Raw genomic sequence first — 24667 nt, 5'->3', positions numbered from 1 at the left:
AGGCATCATGGCGTAACTCTATTGAGTACGGCGTACATATCACCATTGGAATCTTCGATCGTTAGCTCATTCTTGTTGAGCTTATACGTGGTTCCATGCTCGCCATTTTCATACAGCAGAACCAAAAACTCATCTTCTGTGTAAAACACACCTTGTTTGATGGACTCATCCCCTTCTTCGTTCGAAACCCTAAACATGAACACGAAATCAGGTTGAAGTATCAAATCCATCTGATTAATGTTGTTGGCCACAAGACCGTCGCCAGATACGTGAGAGCTAGACCAAATACCTGCAAGTGAATTAGATAATCCTTTAGTGAACGTTACACCATTAAGATCAAGCGTATTATGGTTGTTGCGATAGGCATAAATTTGAGGCTCGTCGGTGTTTAAACCAAGAACGATGGTGTCTTCATTTGCGTTATACAGCCCTTCCCAATGGTCAACGGAATAGTCTTTCTTTTGAATATCAATAGAAAAGCTGTAGTCAGAACCTAATGAGAGTTTGATCGCACGAAAGTTTTCAGCCGACTCTTCGGGGTTTGGGTTCATCAAATACCAGTCTCCGATGAGAAACGGCGTGTCAAAGTGACTTAATTCATCTTCTCTGGTGTTTTCTCCACCAAACACACTAAAGCAGCAAAAGCTAAGTAAAATAAAGAACCACTTCATATCGGCATCCTTATCGTTTTCTTTTAGCTTAGCCAGTAGTCCTCACTTTCGCGAAATTTTAGATGTAGATCACGTAAATTATTGGGGGAAAATAAGCGAATATCTTGCTCGATATCGAGACAGCGGAAGACAAAAAGGCATAAAAAAAGAGTGAATCTGAAAGACTCACTCTTTTTATTCTAAATTGCCAGTTATTATGACTGATTTTCCTGCTTAAGTAGATCGACCATAATCGCGACAGACTCATCTAAATAAACATCAGGAGCCTCGTAGTCTTTTGGTATGTCATCCAATGTTTTGAATGCTTTTTTACCCAAAGCAACTTGACGTTCATTTATGCGTTGTAATCGAAGGGCTTCCGCTTTATCCGATTCAGCTTTACGAACTTTTTCGTTCAAAGACAAAGTATTATCGTCTTTTTCTTTACGATATTTCTCGATGTCTTCATTGATAAAGCGGAACTCCATTTCATCAGAAATACGCTTGTTATGAAGAGCAGTAAGTTTTTCAACTAAGGCGTCGTTACTTGGAAACGTTTGATATTGTGCTTTATCAATCTGATCCCAAGGTAAAGCATTGTCTTCAACACTTTCACCTGTTTCAGAAGCCTCTATTGGCGTTGGGTACGAAATATCTGGTGCAACACCACGATTTTGCGTACTTCCACCGTCAATACGATAAAATTTCTGAATCGTGTACTGAACATAACCTAGCTCTTTATCGAACAGATCATAAATATGATTCAGTGAACGATGTTGCTGAACTGTACCTTTACCGAAAGAGTTTTCACCTAAGATGATTGCACGATTATAATCTTGCATTGCCGCTGCAAAAATTTCAGATGCTGAAGCACTGTAGCGGTTAATCAATACCGTCAATGGGCCATCATAACTCACTTTTCCATCGGTATCGGCATTCACCTTGATGCGGCCATAGCTGTCACGAACTTGAACTACAGGACCTTCTTTAATGAATAAACCTGTCAATGCCGTTGCTTCTGTTAGCGCACCACCGCCATTGTTGCGTAGATCAACGATTACGCCGTCAACGTTTTTGGTTTTCAACTCAGCTAGTAATTTATCGGTGTCTTTCGATAAGCCGACGTAGAAACTTGGTACTTCTAAAATACCAATCTTCTTACCGTCTTTTTCGATGATTTCTGACTTAACTGCACGATCTTCTAAGCGAACTTTGTCACGAACAATTGTGACAATGTAACTCTTCGCATCGTTACCTTCTGGCAAGATCTGTAGATTAACCTTTGTGCCTTTAGGGCCTTTGATTAACTGAACAACATCATCCAGACGCCAACCGATCACGTCGACAATTTCTTCACCGTCTTGTCCAACACCAGTGATTCGGTCCCCTTCACCAAGTTGCTTACTCTTTGAGGCCGGACCGCCAACAACAAGTGAACGAATTACTGTGTAATCGTCTGTCATTTGCAAAACGGCGCCGATACCTTCTAGAGAAAGGTTCATTTCCGATTGGAATTGCTCGGCATTACGTGGAGAAAGGTAGCTTGTATGAGGGTCAACCTGTCGCGCGAAGGCATTCATATACAACTGAAATGCGTCTTCATTGTTGGTCTGTGTGATGCGCTTCATCGCGTTGTTATAACGCTTCTCTAAAACTTCTTTAATCTCTGGCCACTCTTTGCCAGTCAGTTTCAGATTTAACGCGTCATATTTCACACGCTTGCGCCACAACTCGTTGAGCTCTGCTTCGTCTTTTGGCCATGCGGCCTCAGAGCGGTCTAACTCTATCTCGTCATCGGTATCAAACTTGATCTCTTCATCGAGTAGAGTTAACGCATAAGCAAAACGATCGAAACGCTTCTGCATTGAGAGGTTGTAAACATCAAAAGCAATTTGGTTGTTGCCCGATTTAAGCTGATCATCAAGCTCGACTGACCAATTTTTAAATGAATCGATGTCTGCTTGAGTGAAAATATTTCTATTGTAATCAAGCAACTCTACATAGCGTTCAAAGATCGCTTTAGAGAAATCATCATTGAGGCTGAAGTGCTTATAATGAGAGCGGGTAAATCGCGAGGTGACTCGTTTGCTAGCTGTTTCATGCTGAACTTCAGGAGAAAGAACCGGCAGGTCATCTTTATGTAGTTTGGCTTCAAGAGCCTGAGCTGATGCTGCTAGCCATAAGCTAGCAGCAATCAGGGTCACTTTTGAACGGCAATTCATGCGTAGGAGTATCTCCTTTATGCGCGCAAGTGCTCCGCTTTCACAACCATTTGTAGGCCGTTAGCAAGTTGAACACGTACATCATCCTTATTGATTTCAACAATGGTCGCTGCCATGTTTCCTTTGCCCATGTTCACGTTAACTGCGTTACCTACTGTGATTTCATCAGCATTTAGAGCGCGCGTTTCTACAGGCTTAGTTGGTTTTTGTACTTTTGGTTTATTAGTACGACGAGGCTGTTGAGGCTTTTTAGCCGCAGGTTTCGCTTTCGCCTTACCCTCTTCACGAGCTTTTTGTGCTTGTTCTTTACGACGAGCCTGAACTTTCGCCTTGCTTTCTGCAAGTGTCGCTTTCGCGTGTTCAACGTGCTCTTCTTCTAGCTCACCACAAGGGTTGCCATCTAGGTCTACACGTACTGCACCTGGTTTTACACCGTGTAGGTAACGCCATGATGAAGTGTACTGTCTTAACGCTGCACGAAGCTGTGTTTTGCTTACTTTTTCGTCTTCATTTAGACGTTCCGCAAGATCTTGAAAAATACCAATTTTCAGAGGTTTTGCTTCACCTTCTAAAGTAAAGCACTTAGGGAAACATTCAGCAATATATGCAATAACTTCTTTGCTGTTTTTTAACTTTTCAGTCATGAGGGGTCCTGATTTGAGCGGATTTCCGCGAGCATTAAGAAAAAATATTCTCGTATTATAGTGACATGCCAAGGAAAAACCACACTCGAAGGCTAATTTATGCGTCGTTCGCGTGTGAATTAAGCAGCTTTTCTACTTCAACCATGAAATGAGTGAGACCTTCTTCGTCTGTTTCATTAAATCGGCCAATACTTGGACTATCAATATCAAGTACACCAACCACCTTTCCATTAATAGAAAATGGAATCACAATTTCTGAATTGCTCGCTGCATCGCACGCAATATGCCCCTCAAATTCGTGAACGTCGTATACTCTTTGTATAGTATTAGTTTGTGCAGCAGTACCGCAGACGCCTCGACCCATTGGGATACGAACACAAGCTGGTTTTCCTTGGAACGGACCAAGAACAAGCTCTTCACCTTTTGTTAGGTAAAAGCCTGCCCAGTTAAGATCGTCAAGTTCCATGAAAAGCAATGAGCTCAAGTTTGCTAGGTTCGCAATAAAGTCTGGTTCAGACTCAATTAGAGCAACAGCTTGTTTGGTTAGTCTTTGGTATTGTTCTAAGTTCATATTAACTTCCTACTTACTATAAAAGCTTCCATTCTCAATGTATGGCGCTAAAATGCAGCCCTACTTTATAATAGGACTTATTCTCAATTACAATGCTTCTGAAAAATGACACTATTAGCCGTTCTTGGTTGATAACACAAGTAAAAAAGCACAAGTCCAAGCTGATCATAGCGAACTTGATAGCGGTGCTTGCAACCTTGATTAGTGTTCCAATTCCCCTCCTCATGCCTTTGATGGTTGATGAGGTCTTATTGGACCAACCTGCAAAAGGTTTAGATGCCATGAATGCCATTCTCCCTGAAGCGTGGCACACTCCGACAGGCTATATTTTCTTCACCCTGTTCTTGGTTGTTCTTATGCGAGCTGCGAGCCAAGGATTAAATATCCTTCAAAGCCGACAATTTACGCTTGTTTCAAAAACCATCACGTTTGAGATGCGCAGTAAAATGATCGACAAACTCGGCCGTATCAGCATCCGACAATACGAAACCAAAGGTAGCGGAGGAATCAACGCACACCTTATCACTGACATTGAGACCATTGATAAATTTATTGGTTCTACGTTAGCAAAATTCGTTATCAGTTTTCTGACTGTTATTGGTACTGCTATCGTTCTACTTTGGCTCGATTGGCGACTTGGTCTGTTTATCCTGTTAGTTAACCCTATTGTCATTTACTTCTCACGTAAACTAGGCAGTATGGTTAAACATCTGAAACGGAAGGAAAATCATTCTTTTGAAATTTTCCAAAACCGTTTAGTTGAAACATTAGATGGAATCTACCAACTACGCGCGGCCAATAAAGAGCGAGAATTTCTCCAGCAACTCAAAGACAGTGCGAACCAAGTTCGCGTTGATGCAGACAAGTATGCTTGGCAATCTGAAGCTGCTGGTCGCGTATCTTTCCTTCTCTTTTTGATCGGCTTTGAATTATTCAGAGCTGTAGCAATGTTAATGGTCATGTTCAGTGACCTTACTATTGGCCAAATATTTGCCGTTTTTGGTTACCTATGGTTCATGCTGTCTCCTGTTCAAGAGTTGCTTGGGATTCAGTTTTCTTGGTATAGCGCTAAAGCGGCATTAAAACGCATCAACGACTTATTAGAGTTAGAAGAAGAGCAGAGACCGGTTTCTAAGGTAAATCCTTTCAAAGAAGGTAGAGAAGTTGATGTTAAAGTAGAAAACATTAATTTCTCTTACAATAATGAAAACAAAGTCCTAGATAATCTTTCTTTACATATGCCGGCAGGAAAGAAAGTGGCGTTAGTTGGTGCAAGCGGCGGTGGTAAGTCAACCTTGATACAATTACTTATTGGGGTTTACCGTCAAAACTCCGGTAGCATTCGCTTTAATGATGAATTAACAGAAGATATTGGTTTTGAAGTAATTCGCGACAAAATTGCCGTGGTATTACAGCAACCTATACTATTTAACGACACCTTGAGGCATAATCTAACGCTTGGTGGGGATTTTGACGAAATGTCACTTTGGCGTGCGCTTGAAGTGGCTCAGCTGCAAGATGTTATTTCTCAACTGAACCACGGCTTGGATACTCAAGTTGGTCGTAATGGCATTCGTTTGTCAGGAGGTCAACGACAACGGCTTGCCATTGCTAGAATGGTGCTGAGTAATCCTCAATTTGTTATTTTAGACGAAGCCACGTCTGCGTTAGATACCGCTACTGAAGCGGCTTTACACAAAGCACTGACCGAGTTCTTACGTGGTAGAACAACATTAATCGTTGCGCACCGACTATCCGCTGTGAAACAAGCCGATTTGATCTACGTGCTTGAAGATGGGAAAGTGACGCAAACAGGTACTCATGGTGAGTTAGTTGAGCAAGAAGGCTTATATCAAACCTTATATGGGGGCATACAGTCCCACGCTTAAATCGTTCAAGCTAGAGAGGTCGTTATGACCTCTCTGTCTAAGCACGCCATGCAACCCAATAACGTACGTCTGTGCCAAGGTTGTGAATTGCCTGTCGACATCGTCGACTTACCCCATGGCAAAAATGCACACTGCCCTCGTTGTGGTACACAATTATATCGCGGAGGTAGCCCTAGCCTCTCTGGTAATCTAGCCGTCGCGATAACCTGCATCCTACTATTTATTCCATCGCACTTTTTTAACTTTATTAGCATCCGACTCTTTGGTGTGATGATTCCGGCAACCCTGCCTTCAGGGATGATCACATTGATGGAAGAAGGATTTGTTCTTCTTTCATTGCTCATTCTATTTTGTAGCTCTCTAGCGCCACTGACGGTTTGTGTTTCAGTGGTAACGGCGCATATTTCTTTACATCAACGATGGTTCCGTGGGCTTCGTATCTCACTGTGGCTAATTCAACATTTGAAGCATTGGGTTATGTTGGATGTGTTCTTAGTTAGCATCGCCATTTCCTGTTTTAAACTCCAAGATTATTCCGACATTTTCGTCGGCCCAGGGTTAATTGGTCTGGTTCTTTTGCAGATATTTACCGTTTTGTTAGTTTCAAGAATCAGCGTGCGTCGTTATTGGGAAGCTTGGAAACCAGAAAGTTTATATGCTTTTGAGCATAAAGATGTGCATTGCCATGAATGCCACTTGTCCCAGCCTGAAGGTGACCATTGCCAGCGTTGTCATCACGAGTTATATCATCGCAAGCCAAACTCCATTCAGAAAACATGGGCTTACCTCATCGCAGCAACGGTCGCCATCTTCCCCGCTAACCTGATCCCTATTTCCATCTTGCTTACCAATGGTAAGCGTTTGGAGGACACTATTTTTTCAGGCGTGGCTGGTTTGGTAAAAAGCGGCATGTATGGAATCGCTGCGATCATTTTTGTTGCCAGTATTGTTGTCCCGGTGATTAAAATACTTGGGCTCGCCTACATCATGCTTTGCATCCAATTCAAACGTTCGGTGTTTAAGAGACAACGAATGATGGTTTACTTTGTTGTTAAATGGATCGGTAAATGGTCTGTGATGGATTTGTTTGTTATTTCTATCATGATGACGTTAGTCGATCGTGGTCAGATACTGGATTTCACACCAGGATATGGCGCGGTAGCATTTGGTGTTGTCGTAGTGTTGACCATGCTTGCAGCAGAAAGTATTGATCCAATGCTAATCTGGGACCAAACAAGCCCAAAACAATCAGAAAAAGAGTCAATGAATGAGTGATCAGAACAGTTCTCAAACGTCATACGTACCAGATGTAAAGCGGAGTAAAGGCATATCTCCTCTTTGGCTGTTGCCAATTTTGACCATGGTCTTAGCTGGCTGGCTTGTAGTGAAGTCGATACACGATGCAGGACAACGAGTGCAAATCTATTTTTCTGATGCCGCTGGTCTTGTCGCCGGCCGAACCACTATCCGTTACCAAGGATTAGAAGTCGGCATGGTAAGAGACATTAACCTCACCGAAGATCTCGGCAGTATTTATGTCGATGCTGATATCTATCCTGAAGCTGCAAAGTTACTGAACGATAAAACACGCTTTTGGTTAGTAAAACCAACAGCTAGCCTAACGGGAGTTTCCGGACTGGATGCGCTCGTCTCAGGTAACTACATCTCGATTCAACCCGGAGATGGTCAAGAGTTTGAGACAACATTCCATGCGTTAGACTCTGCCCCAACAGATTTACGTGTTTCTCAAGGTTTGAATATTAAGCTCAAAAGCCGTGATTTAGGTGGTGTATCGGTTGGCTCTCAAATTGTTTATAAGAAAATCCCAATCGGTGAAGTGTACAGTTACCAGCTAGATGAAGATGCAAAATCTATCACTATTCAAGCCAACATTCAGGATCAATACCGACATATCATTAACAACCGCAGTCGATTCTGGAACGTCAGTGGAATTGGTGCCAGCATCGGTTTTGAAGGTGTCGATGTAAGACTAGAAAGCATGAGTGCCCTCCTAGGTGGCGCCATCGCCGTCGACTCTCCGGATGATGGTGAGCCTGTAGAAGAGAACACCGAGTTCCGTTTGTATAAAGATTTGAAAACTGCTGGTCGAGGCATCGCGGTTAAAATCGTCCTACCTGATGACAGCAAGATAAGCGGAGAAGGCGCTCCAATTATGTATCGCGGAATCGAAATTGGCCAAGTTACGGACTTGAGCCTTTCCGAAGGCCGAGAAGTGATATTGGCGTCAGCGGCAATTCAACCCGCTTTTAGTGACATGCTGACGACAGGTACTCGATTTGTCTTAGAAGAAGCAAAAGTGTCCCTTTCTGGTGTTGAAAACATTGCTAATTTAGTACGAGGAAACTTCTTAACGATCGTGCCGGGCGCGGGTGAACGCTCTCGCCGCTTTACTGCCATTCGTAAAAACGTGTTTAACCAACAGCAAGAAAAGTCCATCGCGATTCGGTTGGTATCCGACAATTCGTTTGGCCTAGATAGCGGTGCCAATGTACTTTATAAAGGCATCGTTGTTGGTTCAATCATCAAAGTGGGCCTAGTCAAGGAAGATAAAAAATCACAACACGAAGTATTTATGGATGTATTGATTGACCATGAATACAAGCATCTGATCAAATCAAACAATCGTTTTTATGTAACCGGCAGTGCGTCAGCAGAGTTAACTGAATCGGGGCTCAGCGTTACCGTTCCTCCAGCAAAGCAGTTGTTAACCGGGTCAATTAGTTTTGTGAGCGAAGGCAAGCAGGATATTCAAAAAGAGTATCAACTGTTCCAAAATGAATCATTGGCTGAATTGGCGCAGTACAATCAAAGTGGCTCTAGGGCGCTAACACTATTTGCTTCTGAATTGCCGCCGATTTCCAAAGGCAGCCCTCTACTCTATCGTAATCTTCCAGTTGGTAACGTCTCCGATTTCCAACTAGTTGATGGCGGAGTACTAATTAAGGCTACTATCGAAAACCGCTTCGCTTATCTTGTAACGCCACAAACCGTTTTTTGGAATCGTTCAGGGATTGAGATAGATGCATCATTAGCTGGCGTCAGTGTGAAAGCACACCCTTTGAAATCGTTAATAGAAGGTGGCATCGCTTTTGACTCCGTGCCAGGCGTTGAAAACAAAATCGGAGAAAACTGGAAGCTGTATTCTGATCAAAAAACCGCTCGCAAGTTTGGGCGCGTCATTGCTTTAGAAACCGACGGTTCGCAAGAGATTGCTAAAGGAATGCCGATTGAATATCAAGGTGTTAAAGTTGGTGAAATCACTCTGGTTGTACCGAATTTTCGTCGTAACATGGTTGAAGTCACTGCAAGGATCCTACCTGAATACGTAGAAAACATTGCGGTTGAAGGCTCACATTTTTGGCTAACTGAACCAGAAATTGGTTTAGGTGGCGTTAAAAACCTCGGGGCGTTGGTTTCGAAATCCATCAGTGTTGAACCAGGTAAAGGTAAAGCTAAATTTGATTTTCAATTAGAAAATAGTTCAGAACGCGTGCATGGAATCATGTTTACGTTACAAAGTGAACAAAGAGGCTCAGTACAAGTCGGTACCCCTATTCTTTACCGCCAGATGGAAGTTGGCCAAGTGACCGACGTAAGCCTAGGAGAATTTGCTGATCGCATCGTCACGACTATCAAAATACAGCCTGAATATGCTTACCTCGTTCGTCAAAACAGTGTGTTCTGGAATGTTTCAGGAGTAGATGTTTCCATCGGGCTTACTGGCGCTAACATCAAAGCGGGAACCTTTGATAGTTTAGTTCGCGGAGGAATTGCGTTTTCAACGCCAGAGCAATCGACTATTCCACCAGCGGCAAAGAGTGGGCAATCTTTCTTTTTGTATCCACAAGCTGAAGAAGGTTGGACTCAATGGCGTACAGCGATTCCTAAGCCGTAGAATAAAGCTCAATTCACGTACAATTGAAGTTTGATCACTTTAAAAGAGCAGCAATCGCTGCTCTTTTTTAATGCTCGGCCCTTGTCACTATTCGTTTCTGCTTCGCTTTCGTATATTATTTGCCACAAATTCTGCAAACGAGATCCCACATTGCATCCTAATGTTTACATCCCAGACGCGTTTCTGGAAAAAATCCAAACGATCCTTCCTGCTCACCTCAACATGGAAGACTTTATCGCGTCTTGCCAAAAGCCACTGCGCAAAAGTATTCGAGTTAATACGTTGAAGATCAGCGTTGAAGCGTTTTTAGAACGAGCAGAAACAAAAGGCTGGAAGCTTTCTCCTGTGCCTTGGTGTGACTCGGGGTTTTGGATTGAAGCGGATGAGTCAGTTGTACCATTAGGCAACACAGCAGAACACATGTCTGGCTTATTCTACATTCAAGAAGCCAGTTCCATGATGCCGGTATCTGCTCTGTTTATGAATGATGAATCTTACGATGCCGTGTTAGATACCGCAGCCGCTCCAGGCTCAAAAACCACTCAAATTGCAGCTTTAATGAACAACGAAGGTGTACTTGTGGCCAATGAATACGCCGCAAGTCGTGTAAAAGTACTGCACGCTAATGTGGAACGTTGTGGGGTACGTAACGCCGCACTAAGTAACTTCGATGGACGCGTTTTTGGCGGTTGGCTACCAGAACAATTTGATGCGGTTTTGCTCGACGCGCCTTGCTCTGGAGAAGGCACCGTTCGCAAAGACGAAGATGCGATGAAAAACTGGACGCAAGCTTCCGTACTCGACATCGCTGACACGCAGAAAGATCTTATTGAAAGCGCCTTCCATGCATTAAAGCCCGGTGGTGTGATGGTTTACTCAACATGTACGCTCAGTACAGAAGAAAACCAACAAGTTTGTCATCACTTGAAAGAAACCTTTGGGGATGCTGTAGAGTTTGAAAGCCTTGAGAACTTGTTTGAAAACGCAGAGGCAGCTCTAACTGAAGAAGGCTTTTTGCATATTTTCCCGCAGGTCTACGACTGTGAAGGGTTCTTTGTTGCAAGAATTCGCAAACTGGCTGCTGTTGAGGCGCCAGAAGTCAAAAAGCGCATGGGGAAATTCCCCTTTGCTAAAACTTCAAAAAAAGAATCGACAGAAATTGCTCAACAACTCCAAAGCGCGTTAGGTATTAAACTTCCAAATGACAGTTCTGTATGGCTTCGCGATAAAGATGTCTGGCTGTTCCCTAATGCTTTAGAAGCGATGATCGGCGAATTACGCTTCTCCCGTATGGGTATAAAGATCGCGGAAGCCCATAAAAATGGCTACCGTTGGCAACACCAAGTCGCGACTGCCCTGGCGACAGGTTCTGAAAGCAACGCCATTGAACTCAGTATTGAAGAAGCGCGCGAATGGTACATGGGGCGTGATGTTCGCCCACAAACCATTCCTGAGGGAATGAAAACAGGTAAAGGCGAAGTGCTTGTCACCTATCAAGGCGCAGTTATTGGCCTTGGCAAGTGGGTAAGCAACCGAATAAAGAATGGTCTCCCTCGCGAATTAGTACGAGATAAGAACTTATTTTAAAAGACGTAACGAACCATAAATAAATGAAAAGCCATCGTATTTGCGATGGCTTTTTAATTCGTAAGTATGAAAGCAAGTGGGCTCGCTAGCGATCCGGACACGCTGTACTAAACTAGTTGTATCAAAGTAATGCTTTGATGTGGCATTTCTCTCTATGTTCACCAACAAAATTATTGTTGGACAAGTTTAGCGCAGGCTCTGCGGAGCCGTTTCCCCTAGGCCCAAAAAAAGGAAAAGTTTGGGCCGTTTTTTTGGCTGCAGATCCGCTATACGTGAGTTTGGACTACGCTAGACGAATACCGTCTTTCTCAATGACAATTTTACCCTGCTTGTATAAGCCACCGATGGTCTTTTTATAAGTCCCTTTACTTGTGCGGAAAGCATCAAAAATCGCTTCAGGAGACGACTTGTCATTCAAAGGCAAAAATCCGCCTTTCTTCTCTAGCAGGTCAAGGATCTTACTAGAAAGATCGTCCATTTTCGCCACACCGACTTTTTGTAGAGCAAGGTCGATTTTGCCATCTTCACGAATGTGCTTAATAAAGCCTTTCAGCTTTTTACCGATGTAAAGCTTACCAAAAACATCCGATGGGAAAATCATGCCCCAATGCTTACCGTTAACGATAGCTTTATAACCAAGTTGACTACGCTCTGCGATGATCAAATCAACTTGCTCGTTAACTTCATAATTCGCTGGAGTTTTATCTAACCATTTATTGAACTTAGTCGTACCAACAATGCGACCTGACGCTTTGTCGGTATAAACATACACTAAAATGGTTTGTCCGGCAGAGAAGCGAGTGCGTTGCTCACTAAAAGGAATCAGTAAGTCCTTTTCTTTGATGCCCCAATTTACAAAAGCACCTGTCGCATTCACACCCTCAATCTTCATTAAACCCCACTCACCCACTTGGGCAATTGGTCTTTCAATGGTCGCAGCAAGTTGGCTTTCTGAATCGAAGTACAGAAATACGTCTACATACTCACCAATTTCAGTACCCTCTGGTACATACTTACTAGGTAGTAGAACAGAACCGTAATCATCGCCATCCAGAAATACGCCAAAATCAGCCTTTTTAATGACTTCTAAGCTGTTAATTTGACCAATTTTAATCATTGATTTTGTCTCTTTTTAAATTTACGTGGAATTATACCTAAACTAACAAGAAAATCAGAGAGAAAAGCATAGTGCTCTGTTATGCTGTTGTCGTTCAGCTATATGCCCCAGTCACTCTTTTAGCACTCTTATACTTACCTGCTCAACGGAACGCATAAGTTAAGAATGCTTTAGCAAAGTCAGGAGCTTTCTTTGGTCACCGTCGATAAACAAGACTCAATAACATTAAAAATCAGTCATGCACTCGCAAAGAGCAAAAGTGTCGACCTAGATATTTACTTTTTTATACCTGGTGAGCTTGGTTTAAACGCCGATATCATCAGTGAATCCGAATTTTATTACACCTCAATCACACAGCAACGATCTTATTACAGTACTGAAATCCTTCTTCCGCTAGTACACAGTCGACTTGCCAAACGTGGACGCCTGTCGAATCAGCAATACCGAGTAAGTTTGAGTTTGTTCGCTTACCAATACGTTATCGCGCTAGACAAAGCGGTAGCAAGTTTAAACAAGCATGAGAACAACTCCGTAACGGAAGATGAAGTGGACGAAGTTATCGAGCTCACGCTTGAGATCTTAAAGCGCTTGCGGCGTTCTATTCCTTATGAAGAGAACTTAAAACGCTACTACGTTAACATCGATAACTATCTGTCTTGGTATACCGAGCAAAAGTTCCTGTCACTGGTGGCCCATCTACCACGTGAAGGCGACTATGGCACGATCAAAAAGCGTCTGATCACGCTATGTGAGAAAGAGCAAGCCCATCGTAAACTCAACAAATACAACTCATCAAGAGTCGTTGAAGACGTTACTCGCCTATCTAACAAAATGCGCTTGCTAAGGCGATTGATTGAACACCCTATCGTGCTTCGTGAAGAAACCATATCGATGGGTAACAACATTAAGCGCGCTATCAAAGGTATTGCAACCGGTTTAGTGATGGTTGTCGTGACCTCGACCGTGATTCTCGCTCGCGATTATCTGGGGGAAATTTCTGCCTCATTCATTATCGCGATGTCTTTTATTTACGCTTTACGAGAAATCTTTAAAGATGATTTACGCGATGCCATGTGGCGATGGATCCGTAAAGGCAAACCAAAATGGCGTAAGAAGTACGTTGATCCAACGACGAAAAAAGTGGTTGGCAAAAAATTGGAGTGGCTCGATTATCGTACCTTAAGTAGCTTGCCGGATAAGATTCAAAGAATACGTAAAAAACGCGTCGTTCAACGTGAAGAGCAGATTCTTCATTATCACGAGAAAACCGAAATGGCGACCTCTCTTTTCTTGAGTGGTTACGAACAAACGAGAGAAACATTGAACATCAGTTTGCGCCCTATCATCCGCTTGATGGATAAAAGCTCAAACCGAGTTTACCGTTTAAATGAAGGTCAAGTAACCAAAGAGTCAGTAGAGAAACGTCATTTGCTCAATGTGATTGTCAAAGAGGACAACCACACCGATGAGCCTGTTTATTACCGCTGGAAAGTGGTCTTAAATCGCTCCAAAATCGTCTCTATCGAGAAGATTGAACTCAATTAAGCCAACGCCTTTAAACAAACGAGCCACAAACCACTAGGCAGCCTCTTTTCTTTGTTGGGCTGCTTTTTTTATCGAAAGAGTAAGCGAAAATTCAGCCATTGGCTCGTCACCATGTAAGTTAGGACACAGCGCGACAATTTTTACGTCACGATTTACTCGTTCACCCGTTGCCAAGGTGTGCTCGAGCATCTCATCAATGACATGACCATCGTTACAAACAAAGTGCACATCGGCTTCCGGGCGCTTTAAAAACTCGGCTTTCACACCTTTAAATGCTAGCGAGATCGCTTCTCCCTTTTCTTGCGCTTTACTCATAGCAAGAAAACCACCAGCAACATCAGCGCCAACGGCTAAAGCGCCGAAATACATGCTATTCAGGTGGTTCTTCGTTCTTCTGCGCAATGGGATACGAACCTCAACATGCTTGCTATCTATCGCAATGATTTTAGGGTGGCAAAGCCAAATCAGCGGCACTTTCGAAAAGCCAAACAGATTTAGATACAAATTCGCACGACGTAGAGCTGATAACATTTTGGTCTCCTTACCAATCTAGTCAGACCAGTTAATCAACGAAAGAAATAGATGTCAAAGAAATGTTAACAAAAGCTCGATCTCACGAGTTATTTAACCCTCATGAAGTGACGGCGTCACCCGTGAGGTATGAAGTTTATCGCAGTTACTTAGATTACCTTACAGCGAGATAGATAAAATGGTTATAAATTCAAATGTATATATATTGATTTAATGATCAAGTTTTGTCATTTATACATAAGTCATTTAAATGAATACCTACACCTTTGTATACAATTCGGTATTTCCTGGCGAAGATTCCCGTGAAACGGTTTATTCCTGCCTGTAATTCCGTTATCTTTACCCCTTCGCAATAGAGAATAAAGCTATAACATGCCTATAAAAACAGATGAATTGAGAACCCAGCCTTTGGGTCCAATGCCTACCCCAGCAGAGCTAGGTAGTGTACATCCTATTACGGATGACGTTGCAGACCGTATCGCTCAATCTCGTCGTCAGATTGAAAACATTTTATCGGGTGAAGACGATCGCCTTCTTGCGATTGTAGGTCCGTGTTCTGTTCACGACACTGAAGCTGCCATTGATTACGCCACTCGCCTGAGTGAAATCCAAGACAAGTACAAAGACGAACTGTTTATCGTGATGCGTACTTACTTTGAAAAGCCTCGTACAGTAGTTGGTTGGAAAGGTTTGATTACGGACCCTAACCTAGATGGTTCTTACGCACTTGAAGCTGGTCTTCATAAAGCTCGTAAACTACTACTGGATATCAACAAGCTTGGTCTTGCGACTGCTACTGAGTTTCTTGATATGATCACTGGCCAATACATCGCGGATTTGATCACTTGGGGCGCGATTGGTGCTCGCACAACGGAATCACAAATTCACCGTGAAATGGCGTCGGCACTATCTTGCCCAGTTGGTTTCAAAAATGGCACAAATGGCAACGTAAAAATTGCAATTGATGCAATTCGCGCATCGAAAGCATCGCATTACTTCTACTCGCCAGATAAGAACGGTCGAATGACGGTTTACCGCACAAGTGGCAACCCTTACGGTCATATTATTCTGCGCGGTGGAGAAAAAGGCCCTAACTTTGATGAAGCATCAGTCAAACAAGCATGTGATGCTTTAGCTGAGTTTGGATTGCCACAACGTTTGGTTGTGGATTTCAGCCATGCAAACTGTCAGAAGCAACACAGAAAACAAATCGACGTAGCTCAAGACATTTGTAACCAAATTAAGTCAGGCAGCACTCGTATTGCGGGTATCATGGCTGAAAGCTTTATTCTTGAAGGCAATCAGCCAATGACTGACATCAATAACCTAACGTATGGTCAGTCTATTACAGATCCATGCCTAGGTTGGGAAGACACTGCTACAATGCTAGATATGCTGGCAAGCGCTGTTAAGTCCCGAAAGTCCCTATAACAAAATAATCAAGGAATCTTCATGCCATCGTTTGATATTGTTTCTGAAATCGATACGGTTGAACTACGTAACGCCGTTGATAACGCTAACCGTGAATTGTCTACTCGTTTCGATTTCCGCAACGTAAATGCGAGCTTTGAGCTAGTAGAAGAAAACGTAAAAATGTCTGCGGAAGGTGACTTCCAACTTAAGCAAATGCGCGACATTTTACGCGGCCACTTAGCGAAGCGTAACATTGACGCGAACGCAATGGATGCACAAGACCCAGACGTTACTGGTAAAAACTGGCACCAAACTCTGCTTTTCCGTCAAGGTATTGATACTCCAACGGCGAAAAAAGTAGTGAAACTTATCAAAGACGCAAAGTTAAAAGTACAAGCTTCTATTCAAGGCGACAAAGTACGTGTTACTGGTAAGAAACGCGACGACCTGCAAGCGACAATGGCAGCGATTCGTGAAGCAGAGATGGGTATCCCATTCCAGTTTAACAACTTCCGTGATTAATCAATCTGAGAAGTAAGTAAAAACGCCAGCGCATAATCCGCTGGCGTTTTTTATTGGCTTTAGTGTAACGAACTACGTATCCACTTTAGCATTTGGCATTGCTAGATAACTAAGTCCTGTCCTTGCAGCAATACGAATTCGCTCGTTCCTTGTGGTATGAACACGCAAATTCGAAGCTTTTCAGCTTTAGCCTTGGCCAGCATATCCGAAAGCTCAGCAGCGCTCGAGAAAGCTTCTCTTTCTGCATCTCTTCGTATTAGTTCTAACACATTCGCTTCACATCGAGTTGAGTACAGAGCCAGCTCCGCTTGTTGCATATAGCGTACGGCTTTTATTGGCAACATCTCAACATCTTTCCCAACATGAACCCAAGTACAACTTCCCTTTTCATCTAAAGGTGTTGCCATGGTCGCTTGGTAAATTGCTTCTAACTCACGATTATCTCGCGCGTTTTCCACCTCGGGGTTCGAGAAGAATTGCTCCCAAAACTTGCGGCGTAAATCGACACTAGGCAGCGCCTCTTTAATTGAGTTTCGCTTTGAGTTAGCAAAGTCCGCCATCAACCCCATGTTTTGTGGCAGTATCGATTCAAGTTTTTCACGGATGTTTCGAATTAAAACTGGCGAAGCTCCACCACTAGAGATTGCGATTTGGATGCGGCCACGATTAATCATAGACGGCGTGATGAAATCACAATAAGGCTTATCATCCACAACGTTAACCAAGATGCCTAGCTCTTTGGCATCTTTGTACACTTGGTGATTTAGCTCAGGATTGTCTGTCGTCGCCCACACTTGAACAAAGTTTTTAGTGACAATGTCACTCGAATAGAAACGTTGTACCCAGCGCAGTTGATGCTCAGAAGCAAGCTTAGACAGAAAATCAACCAACGTCGGAGAAACGATAGTCACATCCGCCCCAGCCTTTAGCAACGCTTCCACCTTTCGGCTTGCCACCTCACCGCCACCCACGACGAGAACGGGTTTATTAATTAAATCTAAGAACAGAGGAAAATATCGCATTTCAATCCATGATTACTCTAATTAGCTGTTGTAGACCATGCTACCAAAAATGGGGCAAGCTCATCACCCTGTTTCGGTATCACAAATAATTTTTGTTTGAATTTTTACTGAACTTCACCTTGCTCAGCTAATGACAGTTTTAATAACAACTTTTTATTCTTTTGTATTGTTCACTCTTCTATTGATTGTTCTGATGCACCAAATTGTCCATGAATTGCACTATTTACAAACAATTAACATTTCGTCATTCTAAATCTCAAGGCACTTTGTAAGTTCTCTCAAAACTTCATTTAAATTATATATTTGAGAATTAACAGATCCTTTCCTACGCTTATAACTGGTTGATCTATCGAATGCCGTTTCTTCGAAAATCAATCACGTAGGACGATAACTCTAACGAATTGGACACGTTATTTCAGGTCACTCCTGATTAAACATGGATCATACAGGAAGGATACAAATGGCAAATAAACTCACAGTTCTTGCTTCCGTCGTAGCGGCTTCTACTGCGATGATGGCAACATCAGCTCAAGCAGCAGACACTACTCTGGACAAAGTCACAAAACAAGGCTTTCTTACTTGTGGCGTAAGTACCGGTCTACCTGGTTTCTCTAACCCTAACTCAAAAGGCGAATGGGAAGGTATCGACGTAGAATATTGCCAAGCACTGGCTGCAGCCGTTCTTGGGGATAAAACGAAAGTTAAATATGTACCCCTAACCGCAAAAGAACGTTTCACTGCGCTTCAATCTGGTGAGATTGATGTGCTTTCCCGTAACACGACCTGGACTCTCCACCGTGACACTGCACTGGGCCTAAACTTCGTAGGTGTGAACTACTACGACGGTCAAGGTTTTATGGTGAAGAAGGAACTTGGTATATCAAGTGCTAAAGAGCTTGATGGTGCGTCGGTATGTGTTCAATCAGGTACAACAACCGAGCTAAACCTTGCAGATTATTTCCGCAACCAAGGCATGGCGTACAAACCTGTGGTATTCGACACAGCGGCGCAAACTTCGAAAGGTTTTGATGCGGGACGCTGTGACGTATTAACAACTGACCAATCTGGCCTTTATGCACTGCGTTTGAATTTGAAAGATCCGTCCTCTGCGGCCGTTCTTCCAGAAATCATCTCTAAAGAGCCACTAGGTCCAGTCGTTCGTCAAGGCGATGATCAATGGTTTAACATCGCTAAGTGGACATTGTCTGCGATGATTAACGCTGAAGAATACGGTATTAGTTCGAAGAATGCGGATGAAATGCTGAAGTCAACAGATCCAAACATCAAACGTATCCTTGGTGTTGATGGCCCTAAAGGCAAAGGGTTGGGTATCCGCGACGATTGGGGCTACCAGGTTATCAAACAAGTTGGTAACTATGGTGAAAGCTTCGAACGTACAGTCGGTACTGGTTCGCCGTTAGAAATCTCTCGTGGCGTTAATGCGCTATGGAATGCAGGCGGCTTTATGTACGCGCCACCAATCCGATAGAAAGAGTTAATCAGGGCGGTTCATGCCGCCCTTTTTCTTGATTATATCTCACTGTATGAGTAAGGATCGCTCATTGGATGGCGAAAAGCGCTCGCTTGGTGGAACGGCTTTAAAGGTTCGTATGTCACCAGACATGAGAGCGTTATTCTTTAGCCAGCAAGGACGAAACTTCTTTATACAGGCCGATATCTATAACTAAGGTTTGAGGTTATCGCTGTATGAAACCGACACAAGATGCATCGCCAAGTACGATGTCCAAACCAAGCGGAAGCAAGAGCCTGATTTATAATCCTGCCTTTCGTTCTGCTATTTTCCAGATCATTGCCATTGCTGCACTGGTATTTTTCTTTTACACGATTGTAAACAACGCTCTCAATAACTTAGATGCTCGTGGTATTGCAACGGGCTTCGGTTTTCTGAATCAAGAAGCCGGGTTTGGTATTGGGTTAACATTAATTGAATACGATGAAACGTACTCTTACGGTAGAACATTTATCATCGGCCTTCTTAATACGGCGTTAGTCTCCGTATTAGGTATTATTCTGGCTACTGTGATTGGCTTTACCATGGGGGTTGCCCGCCTTTCTTCTAACTGGTTAGTTAGTCGTTTAGCGGCAGTTTATATCGAAACTTTCCGAAATATCCCCCTTCTTCTGCAAATATTCTTCTGGTATTTCGCTGTTCTTCAAGCATTACCCTCACCACGCCAAAGCTTAAGTCTTGGTGAAGCTATTTTCCTGAACGTTCGTGGCTTATATTTCCCTGCACCGACTATGGAACCTGGCAGTAGCTACGTTATTGCCGCGTTAATCTTCGGGGTAATCGCAAGCTTATTAATTAATGTATGGGCGAATAATAAGCAACGTCTCACCGGGCAACAAACCCCAATGGGAAGAATAGTTTTGGGTTTAGTTGTTGGCCTTCCATTGGTTGTGTACTTCCTTGCTGGTATGCCAATTTCACTGAATTATCCTGAACTAAAAGGGTTTAACTTCCGAGGTGGTATTAGCATTATTCCTGAATTGGCTGCGCTACTTTTGGCATTGAGTGTTTATACAGCTTCTTTCATTGCTGAGATTGTGCGCTCTGGTATTAATGCGGTTAGCCATGGTCAAACCGAAGCAGCGATGTCGCTAGGCTTACCACGCTCGAAAACTTTAAAGCTTGTTGTCATTCCTCAAGCGTTACGAATTATTATTCCACCTTTAACCAGTCAATATCTCAACCTCACCAAAAACTCATCGTTAGCGATGGCGATTGGTTACCCAGATCTTGTCTCTGTGTTTGCTGGTACTACCCTGAACCAAACGGGACAAGCGATTGAGATCATTGCGATGACGATGGGCGTGTACTTGACATTAAGTCTGATTACGTCTGCATTAATGAACTTGTATAACCGTAAAGTCGCGCTGGTGGAGAGATAATATGAGTACTCATCAATTTCAACCGGATCTCCCACCACCCGCCAATACTGTAGGCTTCGTTGGTTGGATGCGGAAAAATCTATTTAATGGCCCTATCAATTCCATTGTTACTGTCATTCTTGCGTATATTGTCGTAACTGCAATATGGTATATCGTGGATTGGGCGTTTATTAACGCAGACTGGATTGGCTCAACGCGTGACGACTGTAGCCGAGATGGTGCTTGCTGGGTATTTATCAGCGTGCGCTGGGAGCAGTTCATGTATGGTTTTTATCCAGAGTCCGAACTATGGCGCCCTCGCCTTTTCTATATCACATTGGCCATATTTACTGTTTTACTCGCGTATGAGAAGACACCGAAACGGATGTGGATTTGGCTTTTCTTCGTAAACATCTACCCATTCATCATCGCTGGGCTGTTATACGGTGGTGTCTTTGGACTAGAAGTGGTCGATACACACAAGTGGGGTGGACTACTCGTTACACTCATTATTGCGCTAGTTGGTATCGTAGTTTCATTGCCAATTGGTGTGGTGCTTGCGCTTGGTAGACGTTCAGAGATGCCGATCATTCGCAGCATTTGTACCGTCTACATTGAAGTTTGGCGTGGCGTTCCGCTGATTACGGTTTTGTTCATGGCTTCGGTTATGCTTCCATTGTTTATGTCTGAAGGTTCAGAGACAGATAAACTGATTCGCGCCCTTATAGGTGTGGTTATGTTTGCCTCCGCTTACATGGCAGAAGTGGTACGCGGTGGTCTACAAGCCATTCCGAAAGGTCAATATGAAGCCGCTGATGCGCTTGGGTTAAGTTACTGGAAAAAGACTGGGCTGATTATCTTGCCACAGGCGCTAAAGATTACTATTCCTTCTATCGTGAACACCTTCATCGGTTTGTTTAAAGACACCAGTTTGGTACTCATCATTGGTATGTTTGACGTACTCGGTATAGGGCAAGCAGCAAACACCGACCCTGAATGGTTAGGCTTTGCTACAGAAAGTTATGTATTTGTCGCGTTAGTGTTTTGGGTATTTTGTTTTGGCATGTCACGCTATTCGATATGGCTTGAAAACAAACTTCATACCGGTCACAAACGATAACTCATCAAGATCAAGGACGTATTATGACGCAACAACAAGATTACATGATCCAATTGAAGGACATGAATAAATGGTATGGTGAGTTTCACGTACTAAAAAATATTAACCTCGACGTTAAGCGCGGCGAGAAAATCGTTATCTGTGGCCCATCTGGGTCGGGAAAATCAACGATGATTCGCTGTATTAACCGCCTTGAAGAGCACCAAGCAGGCAGCATTTACGTCTCTGGTACGGAATTAACTGAAGACTTAAAGAACATTGAAGCAGTACGCCGAGAAGTGGGCATGTGCTTTCAACACTTTAATCTCTTCCCTCATTTAACCGTACTGGAAAACTGTACGCTCGCGCCTATCTGGGTGAAGAAGATGCCAAAAGATGAGGCAGAAGCGGTTGCGATGAAATATCTGGAACGTGTAAAAATTCCAGACCAAGCGGAGAAGTATCCCGGTCAGCTGTCTGGTGGCCAGCAACAACGTGTGGCGATTGCTCGCTCTTTGTGTATGAACCCTAAAGTCATGCTTTTTGATGAGCCAACATCTGCACTCGACCCGGAAATGGTTCGCGAAGTACTGGATGTAATGGTCGAACTCGCCGAGGAAGGCATGACTATGCTATGTGTGACACATGAAATGGGCTTTGCTAAAGAAGTTGCCGATCGCGTGATATTCATGGACGCAGGAGAGATCATCGAAGAAAACAACCCTGTTGATTTCTTCGAAAATCCTCAATCGGATAGGACCCAAAATTTCCTAGCGCAAATCTTACACCACTAAGATTTAGCCGAATCGACATAAAAAAGCACTGGTTTCTATGAAGCCAGTGCTTTTTGTTACTAAATTCAAAAATCTGTGTAAGAATCAATATAGCTATGCTAGTCAGTAATATTGTGTTACAAGTTGCCAAATACATAACATCTTATTTCTATTATTATTTTATCTAAGTTACGTATGGTTAGGGCTTGATTTTTTGAACTTTCAATCCCATAAATGTACTTAAAAGAAAGTCTCTTATCGAGGAAGATTATGAACAGTCCAATGTTTACCCGCACTTCAACTCAAGAAAGTGCTCTACAAACGAACAAAGTATTGCGTAATACTTACGCTCTACTTTCAATGACACTTTTATGGTCGGCAGTCGTTGCTGGCGTTGCAATGGCATTTAACCTTCCACATCCAGGTATCATCCTAATGCTGGTTGGTTTTTACGGCCTATTATTCTTAACAGAGAAAAACCGTAACAACAGTCTTGGCCTTGTGTTTACGTTCCTATTTACTGGCTTCTTAGGTTACACCGTTGGCCCTATTCTAAACATGTACATTGGTGCAGGCATGGGCGATATCGTATTAACCGCACTCGGTGGTACGGCACTATCTTTCATGGCAGCATCGGCATACGCACTAACAACGAAACGTGACCTATCGATGATGGGTGGCTTAATGCTATCACTATTTGTTGTGCTGGTTGTGGGCATGATTGCAAGCTTCTTTATTCAATCAACCCTCTTACACTTGGCGTTGAGCAGCTTGTTTATCATTTTCTCTACTATGGCGATCCTGATGACAACACAAAGCATTATTCGTGGCGGTGAAACAAACTACATCTCTGCGACAGTAACTTTGTATGTATCAATCTACAACATCTTCATCAGCCTACTAAGCATTCTAGGTATTATGAACGACGATTAATCGTTTCTCGTTAAGTAGAATAAAAAAGCCCGAAGGTAATTCCTTCGGGCTTTTTCTTTGTGTGCAATTCAGTGTATTACGCCTGCTCTACTGACAACTCGATAACTTCGTCAGCTTCTGGATTTTCTCTAAAGCGTCTCACTTTGATCGTTTCCTCTCCTAACATGATTTGCTTGGCGATTCGGTGCATACCGTCAAAAACACGATAGTCACTGGTTAAGATTACCGGATACGACAAATCAGCATTGTTGATTCGTTGGCAATGTTTTGCAATTTCACGGCAGGTTGGCCGTGGCCCTTCATGACTAAACCAAGTCACTTCATTTGGGCCTTTTATATCATCAATCGCAATTTCTTCTACAGGTAAGGATTCTGCAAGTTGCCAAATTCGCTCGATGGACCAAGTGGATTTTACATTGTCATTAATCTCAATGTAACGTTGTTTCGACATGACTAACTCCTTGTCATCATTGTTGTTTCTAACCTGAATACAGGCTTTCATTAATCCAATGAGAATATCGGTCTATGAAAACAAACACAACGTTTAAGCTATTAATTCTCAAACAATCGCTATATCGCTTGTATGAGCGCTTTATAATCACCTCTCTCAGTTTGTAAACTGATTTCAGGGTATAACTTGTCTTAATTCAAACCGCGACTTCGCAATCGCTCATCGACTGATGACAAGAAGCAAAATACTCCAAACGCAACCCACCAATAACCGAACATCTTGAGCGCGGGCAACCAGACTACTGATTTACCAGCTACGCTAAAAAATATGTAGGCCGACATCATCGGTGTCACTAACATGACTCCCCAAGTCAAAAAAAGTAACGGCCCATAGATATACTGCAACCAAGCATACTTCGGTTTTATAGGATTATGTTTTACAAATCCCGTCAGACATAGAAAAGAGAAAATGCTAAAGCATGCTTGCAGTACCGCCCATCCAATGGAAACGAAAAGATTCGACCACTCCATACACTCCTGAATTGCTCCGTGTTGTTGTTAAGCATGGGTGAACATAACGATTTTTTTCAATTTATTCTTTTGATTTAAAACTAGTTTATATTCGTTGTGATCGAGTTATCTAAAACAATAAATATAACTGACAAATCAATCACACCAAGCGAATTGCATAACAATGCAAAACCACCGATATCAACCCCGAAAATTTTCTAACAACACGAATAAAAAAACAAATTTATGCTTAAAATATAATTTAAGAGTATTCAGTTATAGGCCACTACTTTGTACGCTTTTGATTCGCTCGATACGACTTCGAGATTCTTTTGTTGAGAACATTCTCGGCTGTCGCTAATCTATAAACATCCATGTTTA

The 24667-nt window shown here is 42.9% G+C and carries 20 protein-coding genes; 12 read left to right on the top strand and 8 right to left on the bottom strand.

Translation table 11 applies throughout. The features are described from left to right. Window positions 1-5: 5 nt before the first annotated feature. The 4 genes from J4N40_RS08500 to msrC form a co-directional block, all read right to left on the bottom strand. On the bottom strand, window positions 6-671 hold the full coding sequence (locus J4N40_RS08500; RefSeq protein ID WP_005377438.1) for a hypothetical protein: 666 nt from the start codon (window positions 669-671) through the stop codon (window positions 6-8). 194 nt (window positions 672-865) lie between these two features. Then, the gene (gene prc, locus J4N40_RS08495; protein ID WP_017634279.1) at window positions 866-2872 is read right to left on the bottom strand and encodes a carboxy terminal-processing peptidase; all 2007 of its coding nucleotides are present in this window, start codon (window positions 2870-2872) and stop codon (window positions 866-868) included. Window positions 2873-2889: 17 nt separating this feature from the next. Next, window positions 2890-3516: an RNA chaperone ProQ gene (gene proQ, locus J4N40_RS08490; RefSeq protein WP_005377435.1), complete on the bottom strand. Its 627-nt coding sequence runs from the start codon at window positions 3514-3516 to the stop codon at window positions 2890-2892. A gap of 97 nt (window positions 3517-3613) precedes the next feature. Continuing rightward, a complete protein-coding gene (msrC, locus tag J4N40_RS08485) occupies window positions 3614-4087 on the bottom strand; it encodes a free L-methionine (R)-S-oxide reductase MsrC (RefSeq protein ID WP_005377433.1) in 474 nt (157 codons plus the stop codon). A gap of 92 nt (window positions 4088-4179) precedes the next feature. Here msrC and J4N40_RS08480 point away from each other — a divergent pair, with 92 nt between their 5' ends. From J4N40_RS08480 to rsmF, 4 genes are all read left to right on the top strand, one after another. Further along, entirely contained in the window at window positions 4180-5976 is a 1797-nt protein-coding gene (locus tag J4N40_RS08480; protein WP_033905326.1) for an ABC transporter ATP-binding protein, read from the top strand. A gap of 24 nt (window positions 5977-6000) precedes the next feature. Continuing rightward, window positions 6001-7251, top strand: coding sequence for a paraquat-inducible protein A (locus J4N40_RS08475; RefSeq protein WP_250654465.1), 1251 nt, complete (start codon window positions 6001-6003; stop codon window positions 7249-7251). Then, window positions 7244-9892: an MlaD family protein gene (locus tag J4N40_RS08470; protein WP_017634276.1), complete on the top strand. Its 2649-nt coding sequence runs from the start codon at window positions 7244-7246 to the stop codon at window positions 9890-9892. Before J4N40_RS08475 ends, J4N40_RS08470 begins: the two co-directional genes overlap by 8 nt. A 150-nt stretch (window positions 9893-10042) precedes the next feature. Next, window positions 10043-11479 (top strand): 16S rRNA (cytosine(1407)-C(5))-methyltransferase RsmF, encoded by a 1437-nt coding sequence (gene rsmF / locus J4N40_RS08465; protein ID WP_149192330.1) that lies wholly within the window; start codon window positions 10043-10045, stop codon window positions 11477-11479. A gap of 283 nt (window positions 11480-11762) precedes the next feature. Here the strand turns inward: rsmF and J4N40_RS08460 are convergent, their stop codons facing one another. Further along, window positions 11763-12596, bottom strand: a complete 834-nt coding sequence (locus J4N40_RS08460; RefSeq protein WP_054576876.1) for a CvfB family protein — start codon at window positions 12594-12596, stop codon at window positions 11763-11765. A gap of 192 nt (window positions 12597-12788) precedes the next feature. Between J4N40_RS08460 and J4N40_RS08455 the strand changes: the two genes are divergently transcribed. Beyond that, window positions 12789-14141, top strand: coding sequence for a hypothetical protein (locus tag J4N40_RS08455; RefSeq protein WP_005377421.1), 1353 nt, complete (start codon window positions 12789-12791; stop codon window positions 14139-14141). Between the two features lie 33 nt (window positions 14142-14174). On the opposite strand, the gene J4N40_RS08450 is transcribed toward J4N40_RS08455, so the two are convergent. Continuing rightward, entirely contained in the window at window positions 14175-14672 is a 498-nt protein-coding gene (locus J4N40_RS08450) for a DUF4442 domain-containing protein (RefSeq protein ID WP_005377418.1), read from the bottom strand. 372 nt (window positions 14673-15044) lie between these two features. On the opposite strand from J4N40_RS08450, the gene J4N40_RS08445 reads away from it, so the two are divergent. Together J4N40_RS08445 and J4N40_RS08440 are read left to right on the top strand one after the other, a co-directional pair. Next, window positions 15045-16103 (top strand): 3-deoxy-7-phosphoheptulonate synthase, encoded by a 1059-nt coding sequence (locus J4N40_RS08445; protein ID WP_005390197.1) that lies wholly within the window; start codon window positions 15045-15047, stop codon window positions 16101-16103. Window positions 16104-16124: 21 nt separating this feature from the next. Then, a complete protein-coding gene (locus J4N40_RS08440) occupies window positions 16125-16607 on the top strand; it encodes a YajQ family cyclic di-GMP-binding protein (RefSeq protein ID WP_005377415.1) in 483 nt (160 codons plus the stop codon). Between the two features lie 101 nt (window positions 16608-16708). On the opposite strand, the gene J4N40_RS08435 is transcribed toward J4N40_RS08440, so the two are convergent. Further along, window positions 16709-17629, bottom strand: a complete 921-nt coding sequence (locus J4N40_RS08435) for a precorrin-2 dehydrogenase/sirohydrochlorin ferrochelatase family protein (protein ID WP_005377406.1) — start codon at window positions 17627-17629, stop codon at window positions 16709-16711. Window positions 17630-18089: 460 nt separating this feature from the next. Between J4N40_RS08435 and J4N40_RS08430 the strand changes: the two genes are divergently transcribed. The 5 genes from J4N40_RS08430 to J4N40_RS08410 all read left to right on the top strand — a co-directional run bounded on the left by J4N40_RS08430 (window position 18090) and on the right by J4N40_RS08410 (window position 23326). After that, complete coding sequence (locus tag J4N40_RS08430; RefSeq protein WP_005377403.1) at window positions 18090-19118, top strand: amino acid ABC transporter substrate-binding protein; 1029 nt, start codon at window positions 18090-18092, stop codon at window positions 19116-19118. A gap of 218 nt (window positions 19119-19336) precedes the next feature. Then, complete coding sequence (locus tag J4N40_RS08425; protein WP_005377402.1) at window positions 19337-20542, top strand: amino acid ABC transporter permease; 1206 nt, start codon at window positions 19337-19339, stop codon at window positions 20540-20542. 1 nt (window position 20543) lies between these two features. Continuing rightward, window positions 20544-21641 carry an amino acid ABC transporter permease gene (locus J4N40_RS08420; protein WP_005389988.1) on the top strand — a complete coding sequence of 366 codons (1098 nt, stop codon included), beginning with the start codon at window positions 20544-20546 and terminating at the stop codon, window positions 21639-21641. A gap of 23 nt (window positions 21642-21664) precedes the next feature. Then, window positions 21665-22414, top strand: coding sequence for an amino acid ABC transporter ATP-binding protein (locus J4N40_RS08415; protein WP_005377400.1), 750 nt, complete (start codon window positions 21665-21667; stop codon window positions 22412-22414). Window positions 22415-22663: 249 nt separating this feature from the next. Beyond that, a complete protein-coding gene (locus J4N40_RS08410) occupies window positions 22664-23326 on the top strand; it encodes a Bax inhibitor-1/YccA family protein (RefSeq protein WP_025766607.1) in 663 nt (220 codons plus the stop codon). Window positions 23327-23402: 76 nt separating this feature from the next. On the opposite strand, the gene J4N40_RS08405 is transcribed toward J4N40_RS08410, so the two are convergent. After that, entirely contained in the window at window positions 23403-23777 is a 375-nt protein-coding gene (locus tag J4N40_RS08405; RefSeq protein ID WP_047102337.1) for a chromosome partitioning protein ParB, read from the bottom strand. Window positions 23778-24667 lie beyond the last annotated feature (890 nt).

It is taken from the genome of Vibrio sp. SCSIO 43097, assembly GCF_023650755.1.
In the GTDB taxonomy this organism is placed as follows: Bacteria; Pseudomonadota; Gammaproteobacteria; order Enterobacterales; family Vibrionaceae; genus Vibrio; species Vibrio alginolyticus.
This window is presented reverse-complemented; position numbering and strand designations above follow the sequence as displayed.